At 51.0% G+C, this 22837-nt stretch carries 25 protein-coding genes; 15 read left to right on the forward strand and 10 right to left on the reverse strand.

Translation table 11 applies throughout. The features are described 5' to 3' along the window. Window positions 1-44 precede the first annotated feature (44 nt). On the forward strand, window positions 45-932 hold the full coding sequence (locus AT746_RS11740; protein WP_062480531.1) for a cation diffusion facilitator family transporter: 888 nt from the start codon (window positions 45-47) through the stop codon (window positions 930-932). Between the two features lie 230 nt (window positions 933-1162). Here the strand turns inward: AT746_RS11740 and AT746_RS11745 are convergent, their stop codons facing one another. Together AT746_RS11745 and AT746_RS11750 are read right to left on the reverse strand one after the other, a co-directional pair. Continuing rightward, entirely contained in the window at window positions 1163-2770 is a 1608-nt protein-coding gene (locus AT746_RS11745) for an ABC-F family ATPase (protein WP_062480533.1), read from the reverse strand. Window positions 2771-2904: 134 nt separating this feature from the next. Further along, window positions 2905-3882 carry an NAD-dependent epimerase/dehydratase family protein gene (locus AT746_RS11750; RefSeq protein ID WP_062484170.1) on the reverse strand — a complete coding sequence of 326 codons (978 nt, stop codon included), beginning with the start codon at window positions 3880-3882 and terminating at the stop codon, window positions 2905-2907. Between the two features lie 111 nt (window positions 3883-3993). On the opposite strand from AT746_RS11750, the gene AT746_RS11755 reads away from it, so the two are divergent. The 8 genes from AT746_RS11755 (at window position 3994) to AT746_RS11790 (ending at window position 10746) form a co-directional block, all read left to right on the forward strand. Next, entirely contained in the window at window positions 3994-4719 is a 726-nt protein-coding gene (locus tag AT746_RS11755) for a glycosyltransferase family 2 protein (protein WP_062480535.1), read from the forward strand. Window positions 4720-4722: 3 nt separating this feature from the next. Then, on the forward strand, window positions 4723-5439 hold the full coding sequence (locus tag AT746_RS11760; RefSeq protein WP_082633248.1) for a TVP38/TMEM64 family protein: 717 nt from the start codon (window positions 4723-4725) through the stop codon (window positions 5437-5439). After that, a complete protein-coding gene (locus AT746_RS11765) occupies window positions 5426-7102 on the forward strand; it encodes an ArnT family glycosyltransferase (protein WP_062480539.1) in 1677 nt (558 codons plus the stop codon). Before AT746_RS11760 ends, AT746_RS11765 begins: the two co-directional genes overlap by 14 nt. A gap of 87 nt (window positions 7103-7189) precedes the next feature. Then, a complete protein-coding gene (locus AT746_RS11770) occupies window positions 7190-7696 on the forward strand; it encodes a peroxiredoxin family protein (RefSeq protein WP_231730928.1) in 507 nt (168 codons plus the stop codon). Beyond that, a complete protein-coding gene (locus tag AT746_RS11775) occupies window positions 7693-7911 on the forward strand; it encodes a DUF4266 domain-containing protein (protein ID WP_062480541.1) in 219 nt (72 codons plus the stop codon). Before AT746_RS11770 ends, AT746_RS11775 begins: the two co-directional genes overlap by 4 nt. Continuing rightward, window positions 7902-9200 carry a DUF3570 domain-containing protein gene (locus AT746_RS11780; protein WP_062480543.1) on the forward strand — a complete coding sequence of 433 codons (1299 nt, stop codon included), beginning with the start codon at window positions 7902-7904 and terminating at the stop codon, window positions 9198-9200. The genes AT746_RS11775 and AT746_RS11780 overlap by 10 nt, the downstream gene beginning before the upstream one ends. Window positions 9201-9271: 71 nt before the next feature. Further along, the gene (locus AT746_RS11785; protein WP_062484174.1) at window positions 9272-10105 is read left to right on the forward strand and encodes an FAD:protein FMN transferase; all 834 of its coding nucleotides are present in this window, start codon (window positions 9272-9274) and stop codon (window positions 10103-10105) included. 107 nt (window positions 10106-10212) lie between these two features. Continuing rightward, window positions 10213-10746: a cytochrome b gene (locus AT746_RS11790; protein WP_062480545.1), complete on the forward strand. Its 534-nt coding sequence runs from the start codon at window positions 10213-10215 to the stop codon at window positions 10744-10746. 30 nt (window positions 10747-10776) lie between these two features. Here the strand turns inward: AT746_RS11790 and AT746_RS11795 are convergent, their stop codons facing one another. The 6 genes from AT746_RS11795 to AT746_RS11820 are packed head-to-tail and all read right to left on the reverse strand — an operon-like array spanning window position 10777 to window position 15048. Then, window positions 10777-11154, reverse strand: a complete 378-nt coding sequence (locus AT746_RS11795; protein WP_062480547.1) for a cyclic nucleotide-binding/CBS domain-containing protein — start codon at window positions 11152-11154, stop codon at window positions 10777-10779. A gap of 60 nt (window positions 11155-11214) precedes the next feature. Then, window positions 11215-11925: a hypothetical protein gene (locus AT746_RS11800; RefSeq protein WP_062480549.1), complete on the reverse strand. Its 711-nt coding sequence runs from the start codon at window positions 11923-11925 to the stop codon at window positions 11215-11217. Then, window positions 11922-12707 (reverse strand): hypothetical protein, encoded by a 786-nt coding sequence (locus AT746_RS11805; protein ID WP_062480551.1) that lies wholly within the window; start codon window positions 12705-12707, stop codon window positions 11922-11924. Before AT746_RS11805 ends, AT746_RS11800 begins: the two co-directional genes overlap by 4 nt. Continuing rightward, a complete protein-coding gene (locus AT746_RS11810; RefSeq protein WP_062480553.1) occupies window positions 12697-13065 on the reverse strand; it encodes a cupredoxin domain-containing protein in 369 nt (122 codons plus the stop codon). The genes AT746_RS11805 and AT746_RS11810 overlap by 11 nt, the downstream gene beginning before the upstream one ends. Next, window positions 13058-14392, reverse strand: coding sequence for an ATP-binding protein (locus tag AT746_RS11815; protein WP_062480555.1), 1335 nt, complete (start codon window positions 14390-14392; stop codon window positions 13058-13060). The genes AT746_RS11810 and AT746_RS11815 overlap by 8 nt, the downstream gene beginning before the upstream one ends. Then, the gene (locus AT746_RS11820; protein WP_062480557.1) at window positions 14389-15048 is read right to left on the reverse strand and encodes a response regulator transcription factor; all 660 of its coding nucleotides are present in this window, start codon (window positions 15046-15048) and stop codon (window positions 14389-14391) included. Before AT746_RS11820 ends, AT746_RS11815 begins: the two co-directional genes overlap by 4 nt. A 143-nt stretch (window positions 15049-15191) precedes the next feature. Between AT746_RS11820 and AT746_RS11825 the strand changes: the two genes are divergently transcribed. Continuing rightward, window positions 15192-17204 (forward strand): protein-disulfide reductase DsbD family protein, encoded by a 2013-nt coding sequence (locus tag AT746_RS11825; RefSeq protein ID WP_062480559.1) that lies wholly within the window; start codon window positions 15192-15194, stop codon window positions 17202-17204. Next, entirely contained in the window at window positions 17201-17812 is a 612-nt protein-coding gene (locus AT746_RS11830; RefSeq protein ID WP_062480561.1) for a redoxin domain-containing protein, read from the forward strand. The genes AT746_RS11825 and AT746_RS11830 overlap by 4 nt, the downstream gene beginning before the upstream one ends. A 28-nt stretch (window positions 17813-17840) precedes the next feature. On the opposite strand, the gene AT746_RS11835 is transcribed toward AT746_RS11830, so the two are convergent. Then, entirely contained in the window at window positions 17841-19619 is a 1779-nt protein-coding gene (locus AT746_RS11835) for a GGDEF domain-containing protein (RefSeq protein WP_062480563.1), read from the reverse strand. Window positions 19620-19729: 110 nt separating this feature from the next. Further along, window positions 19730-20419 (reverse strand): rhomboid family intramembrane serine protease, encoded by a 690-nt coding sequence (locus AT746_RS11840; protein WP_062480565.1) that lies wholly within the window; start codon window positions 20417-20419, stop codon window positions 19730-19732. Between the two features lie 224 nt (window positions 20420-20643). Between AT746_RS11840 and AT746_RS11845 the strand changes: the two genes are divergently transcribed. The 4 genes from AT746_RS11845 (at window position 20644) to AT746_RS11860 (ending at window position 22810) form a co-directional block, all read left to right on the forward strand. Further along, a complete protein-coding gene (locus tag AT746_RS11845) occupies window positions 20644-21186 on the forward strand; it encodes an RNA polymerase sigma factor (protein ID WP_062480567.1) in 543 nt (180 codons plus the stop codon). Next, a complete protein-coding gene (locus tag AT746_RS11850) occupies window positions 21170-22036 on the forward strand; it encodes a hypothetical protein (protein WP_062480569.1) in 867 nt (288 codons plus the stop codon). The genes AT746_RS11845 and AT746_RS11850 overlap by 17 nt, the downstream gene beginning before the upstream one ends. 166 nt (window positions 22037-22202) lie before the next feature. Continuing rightward, window positions 22203-22610, forward strand: coding sequence for a hypothetical protein (locus tag AT746_RS11855; RefSeq protein ID WP_062480571.1), 408 nt, complete (start codon window positions 22203-22205; stop codon window positions 22608-22610). Next, window positions 22607-22810 carry a helix-turn-helix transcriptional regulator gene (locus tag AT746_RS11860; protein WP_062480573.1) on the forward strand — a complete coding sequence of 68 codons (204 nt, stop codon included), beginning with the start codon at window positions 22607-22609 and terminating at the stop codon, window positions 22808-22810. Before AT746_RS11855 ends, AT746_RS11860 begins: the two co-directional genes overlap by 4 nt. The last annotated feature ends 27 nt before the right edge of the window (window positions 22811-22837 follow it).

A 22837-nucleotide genomic window follows, 5' to 3' on the forward strand; every position in this document is an offset into this window, starting at 1 on the left:
TCGGGTTAGTCTGAGGCATAGCGTTAAATAACCAGTCAGGCAAAATGCACGACCACCATCATCACCATCACACACCGCCACAGGATCGCATTGCCACGGCATTTTTTCTCAATCTGGGCTTTTCCATCATCGAATTTATCGGTGGGCTGTTGACCAACAGTACGGCCATTATGGCCGATGCAGTACATGATCTTGGCGATGCGTTGTCCATAGGGCTGGCGTGGCTGGCGAGTAAACTGTCTGATAAACCGGCTGACCATCATTTCACCTATGGATTTAAGCGGTTATCGTTATTATCAGCAGTGCTCAATGGTGTGGTCCTGATTGGCGGCACCATCTGGGTGTTATCTGAAGCCATTCCCAGGCTATGGGCACCAGAAATGCCTCATGCTTCTGGCATGTTTGCACTCTCTTTACTGGGCATTGGTGTCAATGGTTATGCCGCCTGGAAGTTGCACGGTGGCAAAACCCAGAATGAAAAGATCCTTAACTGGCATCTGCTTGAAGATATGTTTGGATGGGTGGCGGTACTGATCGTCAGCCTGATAATGATGTTAGTGGAATGGCCGATTCTCGACCCGATTCTGGCGATTGGATTCAGTCTGTTTATTCTGGTGAACGTGTTGCGCCATACCTATACCAGCATGGGCCTGTTTTTGCAGCGTACTCCAGATCCTGAACTGCTAAAAAAAATCCGCCATACGTTACTTGATCTGGACAGTGTCAACGACGCTCACCACCTGCATCTGTGGTCACTGGACGGTGAGAAACATGTACTGACCGTGCATCTGGTCAGTGAAGCGCCCCTGACCGCGATGCAATATCAGCAGCTTAAGCAGCAAGTCAGTGACAGCCTCGCTGATTTTGAACTGGCCCACACCACTATTGAAATCGAGCTACCCGAAGAGGCCTGCCGGGATATCAGCCATTGAGAACCCCGGTTGAACCTGCGCCAGGCGATGCTGTTGTAATTGATAACACGCTGTAAATCCTCTTACGCTGCACTGTCCTGCTTCGCTCAGAGCCCAGCCATGTCATCCCTGACATATCGTTCTCTGAACTGCGAAGCTGCGCTTCGGTTTCAGGTCACCCCTGGAAGCTCCACCACAGCATCCCTGCTGTGGAGGGTTCTCAATTACAACAACATCACCTTTTATCAGACTCAGGCCGTGCTGGCCCTGGCTTTTTGTTCACAGGCGCGCAGGTATTCTTCATAGGGCCCCTGAAAATCTACGATGCCATCGCTGGTCATATCCAGCACGCGGGTGGCCAGGGAGGAGACAAACTCGCGATCATGGGACACGAAAATCAGGGTACCCTGGTAGTTTTCCAGCGCCAGATTCAGTGCCTCAATAGATTCCATATCCAGGTGGTTAGTAGGCTCATCCATCACCAGCACATTAGGCTGCTGGTTAATCAGCTTGCCAAACAGCATACGGCCCTTTTCACCACCGGATAAGGCTTTTACCGACTTTTTAATGTCATCCTGAGAGAACAGCATACGACCGAGAATGCCGCGAATGGTCTGCTCGTCGTCATTGGCATTTTTCCACTGGCTCATCCATTCAAACACCGTCATATCCTCGGCAAAATCCGCACTGTGATCCTGCGCATAGTAGCCAATACTGGCATTTTCTGACCATTTCACCATACCGGACTTCGGCGTCAGCTGGCCCATCAGGGTTTTCAGCAAGGTGGTTTTACCAATACCGTTAGGGCCAATCACGGCCACCTTCTCACCCACTTCGAGCATCAGATTCAGATCACTGAACAGCGGATTAGTATACCCACTGCTGAGCTGTTCCAGTTCCAGTGCATTGCGATACAGCTTCTTATGCTGATTAAAACGGATAAAGGGGCTGACCCGGCTCGAGGCCTTTACCTCAGCCAGTTCAATCTTATCGATTTGCCGCGCTCTTGATGTGGCCTGTTTGGCCTTGGACGCATTGGCAGAGAAACGGCTGACAAAGGTCTGCAACTCAGCAATCTTTTCTTTCTTACGGGCATTTTCATTCAGTAACTGCTCACGGGCCTGCGTTGCTGCCGTCATATACTCATCATAGTTGCCCGGATACAGGCGCAGTTCGCCATAATCCAGATCCGCCATATGGGTACAGACCTGATTAAGAAAGTGGCGATCGTGAGAAATAATGATCATGGTGGCCTGGCGCTGAGACAGCACCTGTTCCAGCCAGCGGATAGAGTTAATATCCAGGTTGTTGGTGGGCTCATCCAGCAGCATGATATCAGGTTCGGCAAACAGCACCTGAGCCAGTAACACCCTGAGTTTCCAGCCGGGCGCCACTTCGCTCATAGGGCCAAAATGCTGCTCAACCGGAATATCCAGCCCCAGCAACAGCTCCCCGGCACGAGACTCGGCGGTATAACCGTCCATCTCGGCAAACTCGGTTTCCAGGTCCGCAACCCGCATGCCGTCCTCTTCGCTCATTTCCGGCAGCGAATAGATACGATCCCTTTCCTGTTTGACCTGCCACAATTCTTTGTGGCCCATGATCACGGTGTCCACAACACTGTATTGCTCATAGGCAAACTGGTCCTGCCCCAGTACACCGACCCTGTCGTTACTGTCCAGCATCACCTGCCCGGCTGAGGGTTCCAGCTTGCCAGCCAGGATCTTCATCAGGGTCGATTTTCCACAGCCATTAGCGCCAATCAGGCCATAGCGATTGCCTTCGCCAAATTTAACGGAGATATTTTCAAACAGCGGCTTAGCGCCAAATTGCATGGTGATATTTGCGGTGGAAATCATAATAGCCTTAAGTGGAACAGGGGTAGGTGTAAACGACACGAACACAGAAATTAAACGGCGCGCAGTGTACCCTGTTTACCCGGGTTTGTCTGCATAAGACGATGAATCGGCGTTTACTGCAAACAACCTCTTATCTACATCTCATCAGCGTAGCGCCGGTACCAATTAACAAACTCCCCTATACCCTTTTCCAATCGGGTTTGGGGCAGAAAACCAGTCTTTTGTTGCAAGGCGGTGATATCCGCACAAGTTTGATACACATCGCCAGGCTGCATGGGTAACATCTCAAGATTGGCCTGCACGCCACAGGCCTTCTCAATACAGGCAATAAAGTCGAGCAGCTTTACCGGCTGGTTATTACCGATGTTATAAATAGCATAGGGTGGCTCTGCACCCATTGGGACAGGAGCAATAGCCTGAATTTCGCCGATCCCACTGACAATGTCATCAATAAAGGTAAAATCCCGCTGCAACTGACCATGATTAAACACCTTGATAGGCGTCCCCGCCAGAATTGCCTGGGTAAACAGCCACGGCGCCATATCCGGCCGTCCCCAGGGACCATATACCGTAAAAAAACGCAGCCCGGTTACCGGTAACTGATAGAGATGACTATAACTGTAGGCCAGTAACTCGTTAGATTTTTTAGTAGCCGCATATAAGGAGATGGGGTGGTCAGTGACGTCCGTTTCACAAAAGGGCACCTTTTGCTGATTGCCATATACCGAGCTTGATGAGGCAAACACCAGATGCTCAATATGATGATGCCGACACGCCTCCAGAATGTTCATAAAACCAACCAGATTGGATTCTGTATAGCTCTGGGGGTTGTCGATGGAATAACGCACCCCGGCCTGCGCGGCCAGATGGATCACCCGGGTAAAGGCATAATCTCTGAACAGGGCATTCAGCCCGTCACGCTCAGCAATATCAAGGGGGTAGAAGGTAAATTGCTGAAACCCTGCCAATGTCGCCAGTCGGTCTTGTTTAAGCTTCGGGCTGTAGTAGTGATTCAGATTATCGATCCCGATAACTTCAACGCCGTGCTGACATAGTTGGCGGGCAACATAGCTGCCGATAAACCCTGCAACACCGGTGACCAGAATCCGCATGTTGTTTAACTCTGAAAAGACCAGAGTCACAGTTTGCAAAGGTAAGCTTAAGGCTGCCTTAAGCAACCAACGTTATGTTTACCCTATTCCAGAAGCAAATCTGTTGCCTTCATGCTAAAGCTCTCAGTGGTTATTCCGGCTAAAAACGAACAGGATAATGTTCTTAAGTTGATCGAAGAGATTATTACTGCCCTCACTCACCAGAGGGAATTTGAAATCATCGTGGTCGATGATGGCAGCGATGACCAGACCTTTAATAAACTGCAACTGGCTCAACAGCAGTTTGCAACCATCATCCGCATTCTTCAGCATCCGCACTCAACCGGGCAGAGTACCGCCATCTACAATGGTGTGCGTTTGGCAAAAGGCGAACTCATCGCCACCCTCGATGGCGATGGCCAGAATGATCCGGCTGATATCCCCCGCTTGCTGGAACAGGCCGACTCATTCCATCCCCGACAGGATTTTTGCATTACCGGTTATCGAAAATGTCGCCATGATAGTCACTGGAAGCTGCTACAGAGCCGCATCGCCAATAGCATTCGCAGCTCCTTGCTAAAAGATGATACGCCGGATACCGGCTGTGGGCTGAAAATATTCCCGCGCTCAACCTTTATGAAACTGCCCTACTTCGATCATATGCACCGTTTCTTACCAGCCCTGATTAAACGCAGTGGCGGCATTATCCGAATTGTCGAAGTCAATCACAGAGCCAGGCATGCAGGCGTCTCCAAATACACTATGCTGAACCGGGCCTGGGCCGGTGTTATCGATATGCTCGGTGTGATCTGGCTACAAAAACGCAATCGCCTGCCCGTTGACGTCGAAGAGCACTGAGTCATGTCCTCAGCACTTAGCCATCTCAGATACTACTCAGGCTTGCTGTGGCTGATTGCATTATTGCTGCTGGGCTGGGCGCTGGCTCAATCTCAGTACCTTGAAATCCTGCAACCCCAGAAAATCAACAGCCTGCTCAGCGAAAACAACCTGCTGAATGTGGCGGGCTTTGTGGCGGCGGCTGCACTGATGACGGCCGTCGGCCTGCCCCGACAGTTGCCTGCGTTTTTAGCCGGTTTTATCTTTGATATTTACACGGCGGTATTGCTGACAGCCGCCGCCGCGACACTCGGTGCCTGGTCAGGCTATATGCTAGCCCGTTATCTTATCAAAGGGCCGTTTATCAAAAAATTAGTCGATAAAAATCAACGTATTACCAGTCTTTTCAAACAGCATACGTTCAGCACTGTGTTAGCGGTACGGCTTTTTCCCGTGGGCAATAATTTGCTGGTCAATCTGCTCAGTGGTGCCGCGGTAATCCCCTTAGCGCCGTTTCTGGCCGCTTCTTTTGTCGGCTATTTGCCACAGACTCTGATCTTCAGCCTCTCCGGGGCCGGCCTGCAAACCGGGACATACCAGAAAATTCTGCTTGGCCTGGTACTTTTTATTATCTCAACACTGGTAGGTATCCGGCTTTACCGGCGCAGTGGCCGGTTAGCCATCACCCCACCAGAATCCGATCCTCAGCAGCAAACAGAAAGTATCCATGGATCAGGCTGACATCCGGCGGCTGACCTGGCTGTTCTGGGCCAGTGCCTTAGTGCTGATTTTTAGCGGACTGGGACTCAGAGATCCCTGGCCAGCGGATGAACCCCGCTTTGCTCAGATAGCCCTTGAGATGGTGCAATCCGGTGACTGGTTTTTCCAGCGCCGGGGCGGCGAGCTATACCCCGACAAGCCCCCGATTTTTATGTGGTCCATTGCCCTGTTTTACTGGCTGACTGGCTCAATCAGACTGGCATTTTTACTGCCCTCGGCGCTGTGCTCCATGCTCACCCTGTATCTGACCTGTGATCTGGGCAAGCGCTTTTGGAATGCTCAAACCGGCCTGATCGCGGGGGCCACATTACTGTTAACCCTGCAATTTACGATACAGGCAAAAAGTGCCCAGATTGACGCCATGGTCTGCTGTTGGATCACTATAGGCTGTTATGGCCTGCTCAGGCACCTTATACTAAAAGATGGCTGGTACTGGTATTGGCTGGCGTTTGCCGCCATGGGACTGGGTGTCATCACCAAAGGCGTGGGTTTTCTACCGGTGTTAATGCTGATCCCGTTTTTTATCAGTCGTCGCCAGTTCATGGTGCAGCCTGCGGTCACAGGCCGCCTGTGGCGCTGGTGGTCCGGGCCTGCCATTATGCTGGCAACCATAGGGCTGTGGTTAGTCCCCATGTTGATTATGGTTGGCTTATCAGATGATACGGCCCTGCAGGCATACCGGAACAATATTCTGTTTAAACAAACCGCCACCCGCTATGCCGATGCCTGGCACCATATCAAACCGTTCTGGTATTACCTGACCTCGGTGATTCCGATACTCTGGCTGCCATTAAGTGCGTTATTACCCTGGCTTATTCCACACTGGATAACGGCGATCAGAGCCAGAGATGCCAGGTTTATTCTGCCTTTAGGCTGGATTTTACTACTGCTGCTGTTTTTCAGTATCAGTCCCGGCAAGCGTGGTGTTTATATTCTTCCGGCACTGCCCATGCTGGCCCTGATATCGGCACCTTTTCTGCCCCGGATTATGCAAAACCCCGCGGCCTGCCGGGTGCTCTGGCTGATTACTGCATTCATCAGTATTCTGCTGCTGGTACTGGCCATCGGCGGCTGGTCAGGGGTTGAGGCAATTCGTTCCCTGGTATCTGAATATGACATTCAGCCCTGGACATTTTTGCTGACCTGTTCGCTGTTTGGTTTTATCAGTCTGATTCTGAGCCGTAATAACAAGTTTAAAAGCTGGTTGCTGTTTATCCCTTCATTGTGGCTACTCTACAGCACCTGGGGTTACCTGTTGCTGGAGCCGGTAAAAACTCCTAAAGCCATACTCAGGCAAGTGGCGATACATACTCAGCTGGACTCAGAACTGGCCATGATAGGGCTCAAAGAGCAGTTTTTGTTGTTTGCACCCAGGCCCTTTACCCATTTTGGCTATCATACACCGACCGAACAGCAACAGGCACAAGCCTGGCACTGGCTTAAACAACACCCGCGCGGGCGCATCCTGGTCGCCAGTGATGAAAACCTGGCGTGTTTTAATCCCACAGATGCTATAAAACTTGGCCACGCACATCGCCAGGACTGGTTATTGCTTGGACCTGAAGTGATGAAACCGGCGTGCGCTGGGGCTGACGTGCCGGCACCGGTTTTCCGCCTTGATTAATTGATCTGAACTGTCTGATTAACCTTAAGTCAGCGTTAAGAAAGCCACCGTATTGTAGACACCATCTGCTATTTAAAGGATGTTGTTGTGCGTCAAATCATCTTACTATTTTGCCTGCTGAGTTTTCCATTAATGGCTCAGCAGGCTCCCGACTTCAGACTCAGCGATCCGGCCCTCGGACAACAACTGTCTGATCTGAAAGGCAAAGTGGTGTATCTGGATTTCTGGGCTTCCTGGTGCAAGCCCTGCCGCCATTCTTTTAGCTGGATGAATCATCTGCAAAGCGAGTATGGCGATCAGGGGCTGGTGATACTGGCGGTTAATCTCGACGCTGAACCTGAGCTGGCTCAGGGGTTTTTACAGCGGCATCCTGCCAGCTTCCATATCCAGTTCGACCCACAGGGTAAGATTGCTGAGCAATATCAGTTGCTGGGCATGCCCAGCAGTTACCTGATCGATGCCAATGGCACCCTGCGCCATGTTCATCAGGGTTTCTTTACGGATAAGCAACCTGTCTATCACCAACAAATAAAAACCCTGCTCGGGGAACGTTACACCGGGCAGTTACTGACTAATATGGGAGCCCCAAAATGAAATCCAGACCCGTTGTTGTGCTTTGTCTTGTGCTGTCGCTCAGCGCCTGTGCCTCTGTGGGGGTCAAGCCCTGGGAACGGGATCTGCTGGCCAGAGATGAAATGTCACTGGGTGCCGATTCACTGGATCTTGCACTGGACGATCATATCTATTTCAGCAAAGAAGCTGCCAGCGGCGGCCGCGCCTTTGCAGGAGGCGGCTGCGGATGCAACTGAATCAAAGTAAAAACATACTCGGCGCCCTGGCCGCAGCAACCTGCACACTGATAGGCACACCGGCCGCAGCACAACAGGCACCCGGTGCCGAGGAGCCGTGGAAATTTGACACCGCGATTCTCTACTATGGCGAATCTGAGCGGGTCACTGCGGTTGAGGGGATATTTTCTGCCAGCAAAGATTTTGGCAACGAACATATTTTCAACGGTAAAGTGACCATTGATGGGCTGACCGGTGCCTCAGCTACAGGCGCCGTAGCGCAGCCCACTGCACAAACCTTTACCCGGCCCTCCGGCAAGGGTGAATATCAGATCGCAGCCGGTGAAACACCTCTGGATGATACCTTCCGCGATACCCGGGTACAACTCAACGGCCAGTGGACTCAGCCTGTCTGGCAGGACTACCGGGTCAGTGGCGGCCTGCATTTGTCGAAAGAGTACGATTATCTGTCTATGGCAGTCAATGGCGCATTGGCCAAGGACTTTAATCAACGCAATACCACCGTCTCGCTGGGTCTCTCCTATGCCTTTGACAGTATCGATCCCGAAGGTGGCAGACCCGTGGCTCTTTCCAGTATGCCACTCAGAACAGATTTCGCCTCAGAGGAAGAGTATCAGCAGGCCTTTGATGCCACTCGTTTAGCCGGCAGTGACGATAAAAACACGCTGGATCTGTTACTGGGCCTGACGCAGGTGATAAACCGGCGCACTATTATGCAGCTCAACTACGGACTTTCTGTGGTGGACGGTTATCTCACCGATCCCTTCAAGGTACTCAGTGTCGTCAATACACTAGGGCTGACCGAGGACATCCGTTATGAAAACCGGCCTGACAGCCGTACCCGCCACAATGTCTTCTGGCAAACCAAATATGCCATGGACAGTGGCGTTGCCGACATCTCCTATCGCTTCACCACCGATGACTGGGACATTAACTCTCACACCCTTGATTCGAGACTGCGCTATAACCTGACGGCGAACACCTATATTCAGCCTCACTTTCGCTATTACCAGCAAAGCGCCGCTGAGTTCTATCAACCCTATCTGCTGACAGCAGCCGGTTTGCCCGAATTCGCCAGTGCCGATTATCGTATTGGAGAGATGACCGCCTATACCCTGGGCTTTAAGTACGGCATCTTGCTCGATCAGGGTAAAGAACTGGCCTTCAGGCTGGAGTATTACCAGCAGGTTCCTAAAAACGCCGGTTTCGAGGAACCCGGGGTATTACAGGAACTGGATTTATATCCCAGTGTGAAAGCAGTGATCGCTCAGGTAAGTTATAGGTTTTGAGGCAATCCGTGACAGAACCTGCATTTCAACTGACCTGGCAGGGCGATCACTTTTGTGGTCGCTTTAGCGCCATGGCTAGTCCCTGTGAGGTTTTGATCGACACAACAGACAGACAGCTGGCTGAGCAACTCGCCGCCGTGGCATATTTTGAAGCCAGACGCATTGAGCAAAAATACAGCCGTTATCTGTCTGACAATCTCTGCAGCAGAATCAATCTCAGCCAGGGCCAACGGGTTGCCAGTGATGATGAAACCTACCGCTTGCTGTGTTTCGCCGATAGCTGTTATCAGCTCAGCGAAGGACTGTTTGATATCACCTCCGGTGTGCTGAGACAGGCGTGGAAGTTTGATGGCTCAGACCGATTACCGGAGGCGCAGCAGGTAGCCGCGTTACTGCCCCTGATCGGCTGGCAACAGGTACGTTTTGACCAGCACAGCATTATCCTGCCACCAGGCTTTGAACTGGACTTTGGTGGTATAGGTAAAGAGTATGCTGTCGACGCCGTGGCTACGCGCTGTTTACACCTGACACCCCAGATATCGGTCGTGGTCAATTTCGGTGGCGATATTCAGGTGACCCGCCCCAGAGTCAACAAACAATGCTGGCATATCGGCATTGAAAATCCGGACTCAGAGGGTGATGCTGTGAGGTTGCTCAGGATCACTCAGGGTGGTCTGGCAACCAGTGGTGATGCCCGGCGATTTTTATACAAAGACGGCGTTCGCTACAGCCATATTCTTAACCCTCAAACCGGCTATCCGGTCGCCGATGCACCGCGCTCTGTGACCGTCGCCGCCGATCACTGCGTTCAGGCCGGCATACTGGCTACGCTGGCGCTTTTAAAAGGCAAACAGGCTGAAGAATTCTTAAACCAGCAAGGCGTGATGTTCTGGCTACAGGCTTAGTTTTATAAATTCCAGACAAACATGATGCAGATCATAGCGTTGTCATGAAAACATTTTAAGCTCTATGACCAGTAACGGAGAGAGAAGACCAGTAACGGAGATAAAGAATGCAAAATACGACTGAAAAGTACCATCGAGCCAGTATTGCCCTGCACTGGATTATGCTGTTGTTAATTGTTGCCGTCTACGCCTGTATTGAACTAAGAGAATTCTATCCCAAAGGCAGTGAGCCCAGAGAGCTGCTAAAACAGTGGCACTTTATGCTGGGACTAAGCGTGGGATTACTGGTTCTGATTCGGCTATCTGTCCGTTTGCGCCACCCGGCACCGGTTATCAGCCCTCAGCCTCCTGCCTGGCAACACCGGCTCGCCAAAGTGATGCATGGTCTGCTCTATCTGCTGATGCTTGGCATGCCTGTGGCTGGCTGGATGATATTGAGCAGCGCAGGCAAACCTGTTCCTTTCTTTGGTCTGGAACTACCTGCTTTGCTACCGCCAAATGAAGTGCTGGCAGAACAAATTGAGGAAGTGCATGAAACCATTGGCAGTGCCGGCTATGTATTGATCGCGCTGCATGCCCTGGCGGGACTGTTCCACCACTATTTTATTAAAGACAATACGTTAAAACGGATGCTGCCCTGAATTACCGCTATGTGGTAACACGCAACTAGCTTATTCGGTGCTATAGGCCTGCAAATAGAAATTCACAATATCCAGGCTGGAAAGCATGCCTGTTACTTCTGATCCACTCACTACCACCAGGTGGTGACAATGTTGTTTCATCATCAACTCTGACACCCTGCGGATACTGTCATCGGGAGTCACTGTTATCAGTGGGGAAGATGCATGCAGGCTGACCGGCGTACAGACGAAATCATCCACCTCAAGTAAATCATGGCTGGTAATAATACCGGTGGGACTCTTCTCACTATCCACTACTAACAAAGCCCCGATGCGATGCCTTCGCATCAGCGCTCTGGCTGTCTGCGTGTTATCAGACCCGTTGACATAATGCACTGCCAGATGCAGCTTCATATCCTTTACTAACATGTTGACACTCCTTGGCATCCGGAACCATAAATTGTCTATCCAATCCTCTGAGAAACCGGTTTAGAATTCATATTCCAGCACAAAACGCAGAGTATGATCCTTGCCAATATTACTCAGTTCAGTGATAAATCCCAGCTCCCATTTCAGTTGTTTCTGGCCATCAAAACGCTGCAAACCCATTAACGCAGGACCAATGCCAATATAATCCTCTCCGCTGTATAGCTCAATGGAAGGCTGAACCTGCGGCATCCAGCGGTAACGATATTGCAGACGGAACTCACTTTCCAGTTCGTCCTGTATCTCTCTGCCCCATTCATAAATCATAAACCAGTTAAGGGTCAGGCTGTTGCGACCAAATTCTTTTTCCAATACCAACCCGGACGCCGTCTCCCACTGATCCGAACCCTGGCGTTTTTCCAGTTCAAACACCATCCCCCAGTCGGCCCAATAGCGCCCTTGTTCAGTCATCATCCAACGAGCTTCAAGTTCATAGGCCTCAAGACCGAAATCTCCGTCAATATCGCGTTCACCAATCAAATACAGCTCAAGGATCCACCTGTCGTTAATGGAATGGCCAAATCCAATACGCTGGGCAAGAAAATTTTCATCGTCGGTCTGCCGCGACATGAAACGCCATTCCACTCTGTGTTCATTAGCCAGTACATAGGGGTGATAAATACGATCCACCACCTGACCGTCAGCCTTAAGGTTGAATGGGACGACCATAGCCAGCAGACAGAGAGAGCAAAACAAATTTATTCTGATATTCATTCTGAAACTCCGGTACTTTGAACCGTTTCTGATTGACTGGACGTTCTGAAAAAGATGTATAACGGCGTCAGAATGCACAACAGATAGGTGATGATTTGCAGCAGAGTGGGCGTGGATTCATAGCCAATCAGCGTATTTAACACCAGTCCCAGCTCAGAGCTGTCTGATATCCAGTCACTGGTATCCCATATGGGAGCGGACGCTGAAATCACATTAACCTGGGCTAGCAGGTTGAAAGTAAAAATCAGCTGACCTGCACTCCAGCACAGTATCAGCAACACAAAAAGCCCCTGACTGCCCCGACGCAGGAAAGCATGATTGAACAGATAAATCAGGATCCCAGCGCTGAAACAAACACCAAATCCTAATAAGGTTCCGGTGAACAACGACCAGTAGTGCTGTCCGGCGCGCCAGTAGTTGTCCAGAAACATGAGAAAATAACTGCCGTTTATGCCGATGGTTAACACACCGAGTGCCCCGGCACTCTGTTGCCAGTATTGATTAAGGCCTTGTCGGAAAATATACAGGTGTAATACCACCAGCAGGTAGATCAGTGTGTGAGTCACAAAGGTCATCCACTCCAGCCCGGCTCCCTCCGCCAGATTGCTCAGGGCAGAGAAATTGAACATCAGAGCAAAAGCCAATATCAGCCCACCAGGTACCGTCCAGAGTACCCAACGATAGCTCTGCTTTGCGCTGTTGCCCTGGGCCAGTAACAGACTGATTAACCAGAATACCGGCAAAGCATCGCGCAAAAACAAAATGACGGTATTAATCAGCATCGGCGTCTCCTGTAGAAACTGCGTGAACTTGCCCTTTTGCCTGATTGGGATGAAATTCACCAAAAAACGAATAGATGCCGGGCTCAAGAGGGCCGATATAGATAATGGTTCGACGCCCTGGAAACAGCACTTTTTCACGGTTTAAATCAAAGCTGTCAAACTCTTCTGGTGCGTCATCCTGATTATGGATAATCAGCCTGAATTTCTGTCCGGCGGGTACCTCCAGGCGCTGGGGATAAAACAAGTGCTGCCTGAGTATCAATTCAAACTCAGGCAATTCGGCGCTGACCGCTAAACTTGCAGTCAGACTGAGTATGGCTGTAAAGATTAGCAGCAGTCTGCGCAAACGATTAATCATCCACCCCTCCGGATGGAAGTGTTACCCGTACTTTTAATCCTCCCAGACTCTCAGATTGTCCAAGGTAAATGTGGCCCTGATAGAGTGTCAGTACATGCTGGACGATTGAAAGACCCAGCCCGCAACCGGGAATGCCTGACTGATGCCGATCCCCGCCGGCACGATAAAAGCGATCAAAGACCCTTTCATACTCTTGCTCATCCAGGCCTGGTCCGGAATCCTCGACCGTCAGCTCGACCTGATCGCCGATTTTGTTAATCGCCACTTCTATCTGACTTTGTGCCGGACTGTATTTGTTGGCGTTAGTCAGCAAATTCTGCACCAGTACTCTTAAGGAAAATTCATCTCCCCGCATCATGCAAACCTGCCCCTGCAAACTGATGTGCTGGTTTTTCTGTGCAATCTGCGGATAGAGCTCGCTGATCACCTGCTGACTGATCCTGTACAGATCCACCGAACCGAACTTAATACTAAAATGCTCCGGGTTCGTACGATTTAAAAGCAGTATCTGATCCACCACATGGCTCATTCTCTCTACACCCTGTTTCAATAGCAGCAAGTTCTCAGAGTCTGGGCTCAATTCTTTTTCCAGATTATATGCATTGAGTTTAAGGACACTCAGCGGAGTGCGCAGCTCATGGGCCGCATCGGAGGCAAACCGACGCTCTCTGACAAAGGCCTGCTCCAGCCGTTGCAACAGACTGTTTATGGTTTCCACCACAGGCTGGAGCTCTTTTTGCTCCGCATATAGCTGCAGCGGACTGAGATCATCGGCACGTTTGGTTTTAAGCTCACCGGTCAATTGATGTAATGGATTCAGCCCCTGTTTTACCACCACCGAGATCAAAACTGCCAGCACCGGCAGGCTCAGTACCAAAGGAACCAGTGTCGCCAGGATCATTTCCTCGCTCAACTCAACCCTGTGATGCAGGGGCTCAGCCACCATCACCCGGTAGCCTGTACCCGGATAAAAGTGAACCAGCACCTGCCAGCGCTGGCCCTGAATATTCTCCTCCCGGATACCCGGAGATAAGTCACTGAATGGCATTTTTGCTAAACCAGCACTGGTCAGCAGTAAATGGTTCTGATGCCACACCTGAAAGATAAACTCACCATCAGCTTCGACCTCTTGAGGCCTGTTATCCTGCTCATCGGTCTGCTCCAGAGGCAGACTGTTGAGGGTGTCTGCCAACGCCTGTAACTGACGGTCGAACAGTATCGCCGAGGCACTGATAGTATTGCGATAACTTTGGGTCGCTGAGAAGAAGATCACCAGAGTGATAATGGCGAGCAATACCAGTACCAGATAGCGACGGACTGAACTCATACCGGATTCACTGTGTAACCCACCCCTCTGATGGTTTTAATAAAATTCTCCGGCAGTTTCTTGCGCAGGTGATGAACATGCACTTCCACAGCATTGCTGGCAACTTCGTCTCCCCATTCATAGAGTTTTCCTTCTAACTGCTCCCTGGACTGAATACGTCCGGCATTTTCCATCAGTACCCTGAGCAGCATATATTCGCGGCGGGATAAGGTAATGACACGGCCATCGAGTGTCACCTGATGGGCGCGAGTGTCGACACACACACTGCCAATACTGATGGTGGCCTGAGCAGCAGTACCCAGTCTTCTGGTGATCACCCGAATTCTTGCCAGTAACTCATCCATTTCAAAGGGTTTGGCCAGATAATCATCGGCACCCAGATCCAGCCCGGTGATCTTATCTGAAGTACTGTCACGGGCAGTCAGTACCAGAATTGGTATCCGCTGTTTCTGCTGACGGGCCCGTTTCAACACCTCAATCCCATCCATATCCGGCAAACCTAGATCGAGGATGGCCAGATCGGCACTGGCGGTTTCAATGGCCAGCAATGCCTGTTTACCACTGGTTAAATGGTCAACAGCAAAACCTTCCTGACGCAAGGCCTGCTGCAAAGCCCTGGCTAACTGTTCATCGTCTTCGACCAATAACAGACGCATGCTTATCCTTTTTATCTGGTTTTCGAACTGCCACCGGAATCTTCTAACACAGGCACCTTAAATCTGGCTTAAGAAACCTGTTGAACCGTAGTGACTTAGTCGTAGTATAAACAGCATTATTTAACAAAAATAAGCTTTTCTTGATGCCTTTACGCGCTAGTTTGCTGAGTTTTCTGCTGCTTTTCAGCCCGCTTTTGCTTGCGTCTCCCACGGCTACCGGCCAACATATCGAAGTGGCGCTGGTATCTGAGCATCAAAAGCTTAAAAAAAATGTCACTAACTGGGTCGGGCTGTATCTGCAACCCGAACAGCAATGGCATACCTACTGGCGCAATCCTGGCGACTCCGGCGAACCACCTAGAATCGACTGGCAACTGCCCGCTGGTGTCAGTGCCGGTGATATTCTCTGGCCCATTCCGCAGGCCATAGACGTTGCTCACCTGACCAATTATGGCTATGAAGGTAATAATCTGTTGATGGTGCCGCTGACCCTCGGTGAATCGGTGCAGGGCCCGGTGCAGCTGATTGCCGATGTGTCCTGGCTGGTATGTAAAGAAGACTGCATTCCCGGCTGGGCAACCCTGAGCCTGAACCTGGAGGTCAGCGATACGACTCAGCCCTCTGAACATGCCGGATTGTTTGCACAGACCCGGCAGCAGTTACCGCTTGCGTCAGACAAACAGGCCAGCCATGAGTTTGCCGATAATCAACTGCTGGTGTCCATCTCCGGCGTTGAAAAAGATCAATGGCGGCTGTTCCCCTTTCGCAGCGACCTGATTCAGCATGCCGGTGAACAACAAGCTTACCGTGAAGGTGATACCCTGACTTTAAGTATTGAGGTTTCAGATTATCTGAATCAGCCTGCAGAGAGCTTTGATTTTCTGCTCAGTGACGGTAAACAGGGCCTCTATCTGCAAAGTACCCTGCGGACCGGCCCTGTTGGGAACAATGCAGCCACTGCAACCGCAACGCCCTTGTATCTGTATCTGCTGATGGCATTCGCCGGCGGGCTGATCCTCAACATTATGCCCTGCGTGTTCCCTATATTGTGCTTCAAAGCCATGTCATTGAAACAGCAATCCCCGGTGCAGTGGCAGCACTTAGGCTATGCCACCGGCATTTTTGTCAGCTTCTGGCTGTTTGCTCTTGTGATCAGTTTACTGAAGCTCTCAGGGCAAACTGTTGGCTGGGGTTTTCATCTGCAAAACCCGCTGATTATCGCCCTGCTCACCTACCTGTTTTTTGCCATAGGTCTGATGCTGCTCAATACCCTGCCTGTGGGCTCAAGGCTGGCCGGACTGGGTGATAAGCTGACCCGTGGTCAGGGCTTTGGCAGTCAGTTCTTTACCGGCGTACTGGCAGTGATCGTTGCCTCGCCCTGTACCGCTCCTTTTATGGCCGCAGCCCTGGGCGTGGCCATGGTCAGCGATATGCTCACCTCCTGGCTGATTTTCAGCTTTCTGGCGCTGGGTTTTGCCCTGCCACTCACCTTACTGGTGATGTTGCCGTCACTGAACCGCTTACTGCCTAAACCCGGTAGCTGGATGGAACATTTCAAGCAGTTGCTGGCCTTTCCTATTTTTGCTACCTGTGTCTGGCTGCTGTGGATCTATCAGCATCAGGTCGGCGGCACGCAGCAGGCCATGCTGATGCTGGGCCTGCTGGCCATTGCCCTGCTCTGCTGGCAGTGTCGCCTTGGCAGTAAAACCGGCAGAGTTGTGCTGATCATCTGCGCTGTGGCGCTGATCATCAGCCCGCTAATATGGCCAGCCAGTGAAAATAAGGTTGAACGCCGGGATACTCTGGCGCTAAATTTTTCGCCTGACAGGCTCAGGCAATTGCAACAGGATAATCAGGTTATACTGTTGAATATGACTGCCGACTGGTGCATCAGCTGTAAGGTTAACGAACAAACAGCGCTCTCCAGCGAGAGAGTAAGGCAGGCGCTGCAACAGCCTGACACCCATTATATGGTGGGTGACTGGACCAACAAAAATCAACAGATACTTGAGTTTCTGAACCACTATCAGCGCAGCGGCGTACCTTTATATGTGGTGTATGGCGGTACGTCTCATGTTGAGATATTGCCGCAGTTACTGACGGTAAACATGGTTATTGACGCCCTCAACCGGGCAAAAAAGGAGATAAAGCAATGAACAATGTATTTCGCCTGCTCAGTGCCGGTCTGTTTGCCGGCCTGCTATCCAGTCACGCTCTGGCAGCCAAAGTGGATGAAAAGGCGCCGGATTTCACCCTGACCAATACCAAAGGTGAGCAGATATCGCTGCAGGACTACGCCGGTAAGCATGTGGTGCTGGAATGGACCAATCATCTCTGCCCTTATGTACAGAAACATTATGGCAGTGACAATATGCAGTCATTGCAGAAAAACTATACCGGCCAGGATGTGATTTGGTTGTCGGTGATTTCCTCAGCCGAGGGTAAACAGGGCCATGTCAGTGCAGCAGAGGCCGATGCGCTGAGCGAGTCCCGGAGTGCTCACCCGACTCATGTACTGTTCGACCCCAGTGGTAAGGTGGGTAAAGACTATGGCGCTAAAACCACGCCGCATATGTATGTTATCGATACCCAGGGCGTACTCAGATACAACGGCGCCATCGACAGCATTAAATCTGCCAATCCGGCTGATATTGACAAGGCCAAGCCTTATTTTCAGCAGGCCATGGATGCGGTGCTAAAAGGTGAAGAGGTGGCCAGCAAAATGACCGTACCCTATGGTTGTTCAGTAAAATACGCAGGCTAGGAACCGGGTTCAGGCGCGGCAATATCAATCAGCTTCTGGTCTGAGCCGCTGCCTGGGTCAGGCTCTGGTAAAGAGCCTGAACATCAGTGAGCGCATCATCCACTATCATCAGCGCACTGGTCGGCTTAAGGTTCAGAGTCCGGCCCTTTGAGATATGAACACCCTGAGACCTGATAGACTGGGTGATACGTTCAATCTGCTTACGCGCCTGAAGCTCATCAATATCACTTAAACAGACCATAAACTCGTTAACCCCAACACGGCCTACCACATCACCATGGCGAGTGGCGCCCTTGAGTTCTGCAGCGATTTGCTGCAGCGCCTTGTCACCGGTTCCCTGGCCATGCATGGCATTAATCTCGTCAAGCTGATTGAGTTCAAATAACGCCAGCGCATGAGCCCGCATCGAAGAGGGTCGTGGCAGAGATTTGAGCTTATCCAGGGTCGCCCGGCGGTTAAGCATACCGGTCAGTTCATCGATTTGCGCCAGGCCTTTGTGGCGACGGTAAAACATAAACAGTAAAATCAGCAGCAAAATGACGGTCAGCGTCAGACCGGTAACGACTCTCATCGTGGTATTGGATTTTTGTTGCTGCACCTGCTGTAAGCTTGACTCCAGCTCAACAATATCGGTCATCATCCTGGCCACGCCGAGAATACGGGAGGCCGCCTGTTGCTTCTCAAGTGCCTGCTCTGCGGCGCTGGCATAATGACCAAAAGCCTGCTGCGCGCTATCCGGCAGTTCCAGAGCATAAAAACTCTCCACCAGCAGCTTCAGGTAAGGCAAATCATCGCTCTGATGCATTGGCCGGATAGCCAGTTCTGTATCCAGATAAGCAGCCACACAGTTCAGATCACCCCGATGCAGGCACAGACGGGTATTCAGACGCCTGTACTCCTGCTCCATCTCCGGCATCGACAGTTCAGGTAAAAATGCAGACCAGCGCATTAAGCTTTCTTCCAGAGCTTTCCAGTCTTGATTATTTTCTGCCAGATGCGCCTGCGCCTGGTTCAGCCAGGCATTGGACAGCGGCGTGTTGATATCGATGTTCTTGCGGATCAGTTCCTGTATCACCTCTTCGGTGCGTTCCACCTGAGCACTGTTAAGATAAGTTCGGGCAGCGTTGAATAGCGGCAATATCAGGGTTTCCCCTTCATAAATGCCCAAAGACATCTGATAAGACTTGTAATATTGCTCTGCAGCCAGTTCATGTTGGCCAAGCAAGCGATAAAGATTGCCGATGTTATTAAAAATATCTGAGCGAGTGGCCTTGTTCTGTGCACCGGAGTATTTTTCCAGCAGCATATACAGGGTACTCAAACTCTGCTCAATTTTATCAGCACCGATATCACAGGCGGAGGTCAGCTCCAGCTGTGCTCCCAGGTGAATCGACTCTGAACCGACTCTGAGGGCTTCTCGCTCGGCGCGGCGGTAGTAATCACAACGCTGTTGTTTGTTGTCCGGGTCAGTCACGACCCCGGCAAGAAACAGTGCATAGGCATGATTTTCACTTTCATCTTCCGTTACTGGCCGTGATAACAAAGTATCCAGAATTGTACTGGCCTGATCATATTTGCCGGCACAGGCCTGATACTGTGCTTTGCGCACTTTTAGATAAAAATCCTGCTGCCCCGTTAGCCCGTCAGAGGCCAGGTGCCGATCCAGTTGCTCCACCTGCTCCTGGGTCAGGCAGTCATAATTATTGACCTGGATTTCACTGATAAAGTCCTGCAATGCCTGCTCAGCCTTTAGCGAAAAGGCCGATAACAGCAGCGCCAGCAAAATCAATTTGTTTAGTATTGTCATTATTCGGTAAACGAGCAGCAAATAGGGGCTTGTATAAGCTCGATTTTGCATTGTTATACAAGTGCTTACAATAAGAGATCTACAACCGTTGCTGATATTGACGAGATTATTCAGTCATGAGGCCTGCCCTGGTGCCGGTCCGTCAGCACCTCGACATCGTCATCAGAGTCAGTCTGCCAGGCATCACCAATGACAGGATCTTCCTGCTCGTTATTCTCCCAGCTGTATTTTTTCTCTTTTGGCCTCGGATCCCGGCGCTGGAACAAAATGGCTGCCAATGTACCTGCCACCGCACCAAAAAAGTGATACTCGAAAGAAATACCCGGCTCGCGGGGCAGAATGGTCATGATCATGCTGCCATATAGAAAGGCGCCGATCATCATTAGCGCCACAGAGACTTTATCGCGACGCAAAATACTGGAAATAAACAGGTAGAAAAAGATGCCATGAGTGAGACCACTGGCACCAATATGGGTCGCATCACGGGCAAACAGCCAGACACCGAGCCCGGACAATGGCCAGATCATCAGCACAGCAATCCGCCATGAGCGCGGATAACCATAGAGCAGCAACGACCCTAAAATCAGCAAGGGTAAAGTATTACTGAACAGGTGCTGGTAAGAGCCATGCACCAGCGGGCCGCCGAGCACCCCCACCAAACCGCCCCACTGCCCCGGCGTCACGCCGAGAAACCCCAGATCCAGTCCGGTAAAGGACTCCGCCAGCTTGATCCACCACAGCAGACAGACAAACAGGGCTGAAGCCAGTATGCTTTTGGTGAGCCGCCTTTTATTGGTCATAGTGTATTCCTGCGGTGAACTTAGCATCAGGATGGGGGCAAAAGGTGTAATACCAAATGGGATACACATCATCGGATAAGAATTATTTGCACAATGTTGTAATAAAAACACCGGCCGGTGCGTTATATCCATGAGCAAATAATACCAGTGTGCAGAAATAAGCCCTTCTGACCCGCTCTGAATGGGCAATTATCTATGCGGATTGGTATAACAGGAGCACCACATTGAAGCACTCAAACAGAGCCATTATTGCCAATTTGGCAGAGAAGCATGGACGCCAGGTTTTTCAGACTGCCTATCGCCTGCTGGGAGACAGCCATCTGGCTGAAGATGTCACCCAGGAGGTGTTTCTGAAGCTGTTTAAGAAAAGCCCTGCGGCGTTCGACAAGATCCAAAACTGGCCCGCTTACCTTTGTACCATGGCAACCTCCGCCGCCATCGATCAGTTGCGCAGGATCAAACGACGCAGTGAACAGCCTATTGAGCAGGCCTGTGCGGAGAGTGACTCCGCTTCCGGCCCCTGCTCCACGCTGGCACAACAGCAGGATCTGGAAAGGTTTCGCCGGACACTGACCCGGCTAAGCCCCCGGGATGCGCAAGTATTTTGCCTTCGCCATATTGAAGGCCTTTCCTATCAGGAAATAGCCCATTGTGTTGATATCTCCACCAGTCTGGCCGGCGTGAGCCTGCATCGTGCTCAGCAAAAACTCAGCCAGTGGCTGGGTGAATCACAACTTTCAGGAGCAGAACATGAACTTACCTATTGATACCTCTCAGGAACTGGAAAAGTACCTGCAACAAATAAAAGCACAAACGCCCGACAAGGATCAGACCGACCAGGCTCAGCAGCGCCTGCAACAGGCGATTGCAGGCTATCAGGAAATACCGTTAAAGTCTGAGTCCTGGCTTAACCGTCTGAAGCAAAGACTAGGCACAGTTTTGCCTGCGCGTTATCTGGCATGGACCGGCTCTGCTGCCATCTGCACCCTGGTCTTCGGCCTGATGTTCAGCACCGCTCAGACACCGGCTTTTGCGGCAGTAGTCGAAAAGCTTCAGCAAATATCCAGCATGAGTTACAGCGGCGTGATGTCCTCCAACGGGCTGCAGATTATGGACTTGCAGGTGTACTATCAGGCGCCGGATAAAGTCCGTATTGAAAACACCCCGTTGGCGGGCCAGCAACAGGCAGCACCGGTGATCAACATACTGGATGTGAGTCTGGGCAAGGGGCTGATTCTGATGCCAGGACCCAAAATGGCGACGCCCTTCAGCTTCACCCCGAATCAGCAGTCAATGCAGTCTGTTGAAGATGACCCGCTGTACTGGTTTGAAGCAATCAAAAATCATCAGGGAGAGGTCACCAGACTGTCTGCTCAGATGGTCAACGATACTGAAGCAGTGGGTTATCAGATTATTGAACAGAACATACTCATCACCCTGTGGGCCAGTGTAAAAACCAGCCTGCCGGTCAAAGTGGAAGTCAGTATGCCCGGTACCGGAGAGAATCAGGGCGTCTTTCATCTTGAAGCCGATCTTGAGTTTAACCGGCAACTTGACCCGCAATTGTTTTCACTGACCCCGGACAGCAGCTACCGGATGGGTAGAGACCAGGAGTAAACTGAAGTAAAACAACACAGAGGCAAGGCCCCTTGCCTCTGCTTATTTTCAATAAATGTCGTCAAGACCACTCTTTATGTCAATTACACTTGACTTTCAACGGGCACCTGACTAACCTGATCTAAAAGTAAAGCAGAGTTTACTTTATGACAAAGGAGTCAGACTTATGCAAAGCCATCAAGGTCAACATCATTGCGCTAAAAATACCCTTAATCTGGCAATCTGGACATTTGCCTGGTTACTCTCTCTGGCTCTGGCCCAGTTTGGCCCGTCCTTGTTGTGGGATCAGCACATCGCTCTTACAGCCGCAGCCATAGTACTGAATCTGCTGTTAGGCATTGCCATGTTGCTGGCCAACCGAAAACACCTGCGCGGGCTGGATGAACTGCAACAAAAAATTCAGTTAGAGGCGATGGCACTTACTCTGGGAGCCGGGCTGATAGCCGGGATCCTGTATGAAGTCATTGAAGATACCGCCCTCATCAGCTTTAACGCCGAGATCTCGCACCTGGTAGTGTTTATGTCACTGGTCTATATCGCTGGCGTATTGCTGGGTTATCGGAGATATCAATGAAGAACAAGCTCAAGGTACTGCGGGCCGAGCGGGACTGGACTCAGGCCGATCTGGCCAACGCCCTGCAGGTATCCCGCCAGACCGTCAATGCCATAGAAAAAGGCAAGTTCGATCCCAGTTTACCGCTGGCATTTAAAGCCGCCAGGCTGTTTAACCTGGCCATTGAAGAGATTTTTCAGGATGAACCGAGTCCGAAATAAAGCGGCAATGACTGCTGCTTCACCAGT

It is taken from the genome of Lacimicrobium alkaliphilum (genome assembly GCF_001466725.1).
Lineage (GTDB): Bacteria > Pseudomonadota > Gammaproteobacteria > Enterobacterales > Alteromonadaceae > Lacimicrobium > Lacimicrobium alkaliphilum_B.

What these genes read in the sequence shown, in the direction of transcription:
- AT746_RS11740 (WP_062480531.1), top strand. Translation starts at nt 45, where the DNA reads ATGCACGACCACCATCATCACCATCACACACCGCCACAGGATCGCATT.
- AT746_RS11745 (WP_062480533.1), bottom strand. Translation starts at nt 2,770, where the DNA reads ATGATTTCCACCGCAAATATCACCATGCAATTTGGCGCTAAGCCGCTG.
- AT746_RS11750 (WP_062484170.1), bottom strand. Translation starts at nt 3,882, where the DNA reads ATGCGGATTCTGGTCACCGGTGTTGCAGGGTTTATCGGCAGCTATGTT.
- AT746_RS11755 (WP_062480535.1), top strand. Translation starts at nt 3,994, where the DNA reads ATGCTAAAGCTCTCAGTGGTTATTCCGGCTAAAAACGAACAGGATAAT.
- AT746_RS11760 (WP_082633248.1), top strand. Translation starts at nt 4,723, where the DNA reads ATGTCCTCAGCACTTAGCCATCTCAGATACTACTCAGGCTTGCTGTGG.
- AT746_RS11765 (WP_062480539.1), top strand. Translation starts at nt 5,426, where the DNA reads ATGGATCAGGCTGACATCCGGCGGCTGACCTGGCTGTTCTGGGCCAGT.
- AT746_RS11775 (WP_062480541.1), top strand. Translation starts at nt 7,693, where the DNA reads ATGAAATCCAGACCCGTTGTTGTGCTTTGTCTTGTGCTGTCGCTCAGC.
- AT746_RS11780 (WP_062480543.1), top strand. Translation starts at nt 7,902, where the DNA reads ATGCAACTGAATCAAAGTAAAAACATACTCGGCGCCCTGGCCGCAGCA.
- AT746_RS11785 (WP_062484174.1), top strand. Translation starts at nt 9,272, where the DNA reads ATGGCTAGTCCCTGTGAGGTTTTGATCGACACAACAGACAGACAGCTG.
- AT746_RS11790 (WP_062480545.1), top strand. Translation starts at nt 10,213, where the DNA reads ATGCAAAATACGACTGAAAAGTACCATCGAGCCAGTATTGCCCTGCAC.
- AT746_RS11795 (WP_062480547.1), bottom strand. Translation starts at nt 11,154, where the DNA reads ATGTTAGTAAAGGATATGAAGCTGCATCTGGCAGTGCATTATGTCAAC.
- AT746_RS11800 (WP_062480549.1), bottom strand. Translation starts at nt 11,925, where the DNA reads ATGAATATCAGAATAAATTTGTTTTGCTCTCTCTGTCTGCTGGCTATG.
- AT746_RS11805 (WP_062480551.1), bottom strand. Translation starts at nt 12,707, where the DNA reads ATGCTGATTAATACCGTCATTTTGTTTTTGCGCGATGCTTTGCCGGTA.
- AT746_RS11810 (WP_062480553.1), bottom strand. Translation starts at nt 13,065, where the DNA reads ATGATTAATCGTTTGCGCAGACTGCTGCTAATCTTTACAGCCATACTC.
- AT746_RS11815 (WP_062480555.1), bottom strand. Translation starts at nt 14,392, where the DNA reads ATGAGTTCAGTCCGTCGCTATCTGGTACTGGTATTGCTCGCCATTATC.
- AT746_RS11820 (WP_062480557.1), bottom strand. Translation starts at nt 15,048, where the DNA reads ATGCGTCTGTTATTGGTCGAAGACGATGAACAGTTAGCCAGGGCTTTG.
- AT746_RS11825 (WP_062480559.1), top strand. Translation starts at nt 15,192, where the DNA reads ATGCCTTTACGCGCTAGTTTGCTGAGTTTTCTGCTGCTTTTCAGCCCG.
- AT746_RS11830 (WP_062480561.1), top strand. Translation starts at nt 17,201, where the DNA reads ATGAACAATGTATTTCGCCTGCTCAGTGCCGGTCTGTTTGCCGGCCTG.
- AT746_RS11835 (WP_062480563.1), bottom strand. Translation starts at nt 19,619, where the DNA reads ATGACAATACTAAACAAATTGATTTTGCTGGCGCTGCTGTTATCGGCC.
- AT746_RS11840 (WP_062480565.1), bottom strand. Translation starts at nt 20,419, where the DNA reads ATGACCAATAAAAGGCGGCTCACCAAAAGCATACTGGCTTCAGCCCTG.
- AT746_RS11850 (WP_062480569.1), top strand. Translation starts at nt 21,170, where the DNA reads ATGAACTTACCTATTGATACCTCTCAGGAACTGGAAAAGTACCTGCAA.
- AT746_RS11855 (WP_062480571.1), top strand. Translation starts at nt 22,203, where the DNA reads ATGCAAAGCCATCAAGGTCAACATCATTGCGCTAAAAATACCCTTAAT.
- AT746_RS11860 (WP_062480573.1), top strand. Translation starts at nt 22,607, where the DNA reads ATGAAGAACAAGCTCAAGGTACTGCGGGCCGAGCGGGACTGGACTCAG.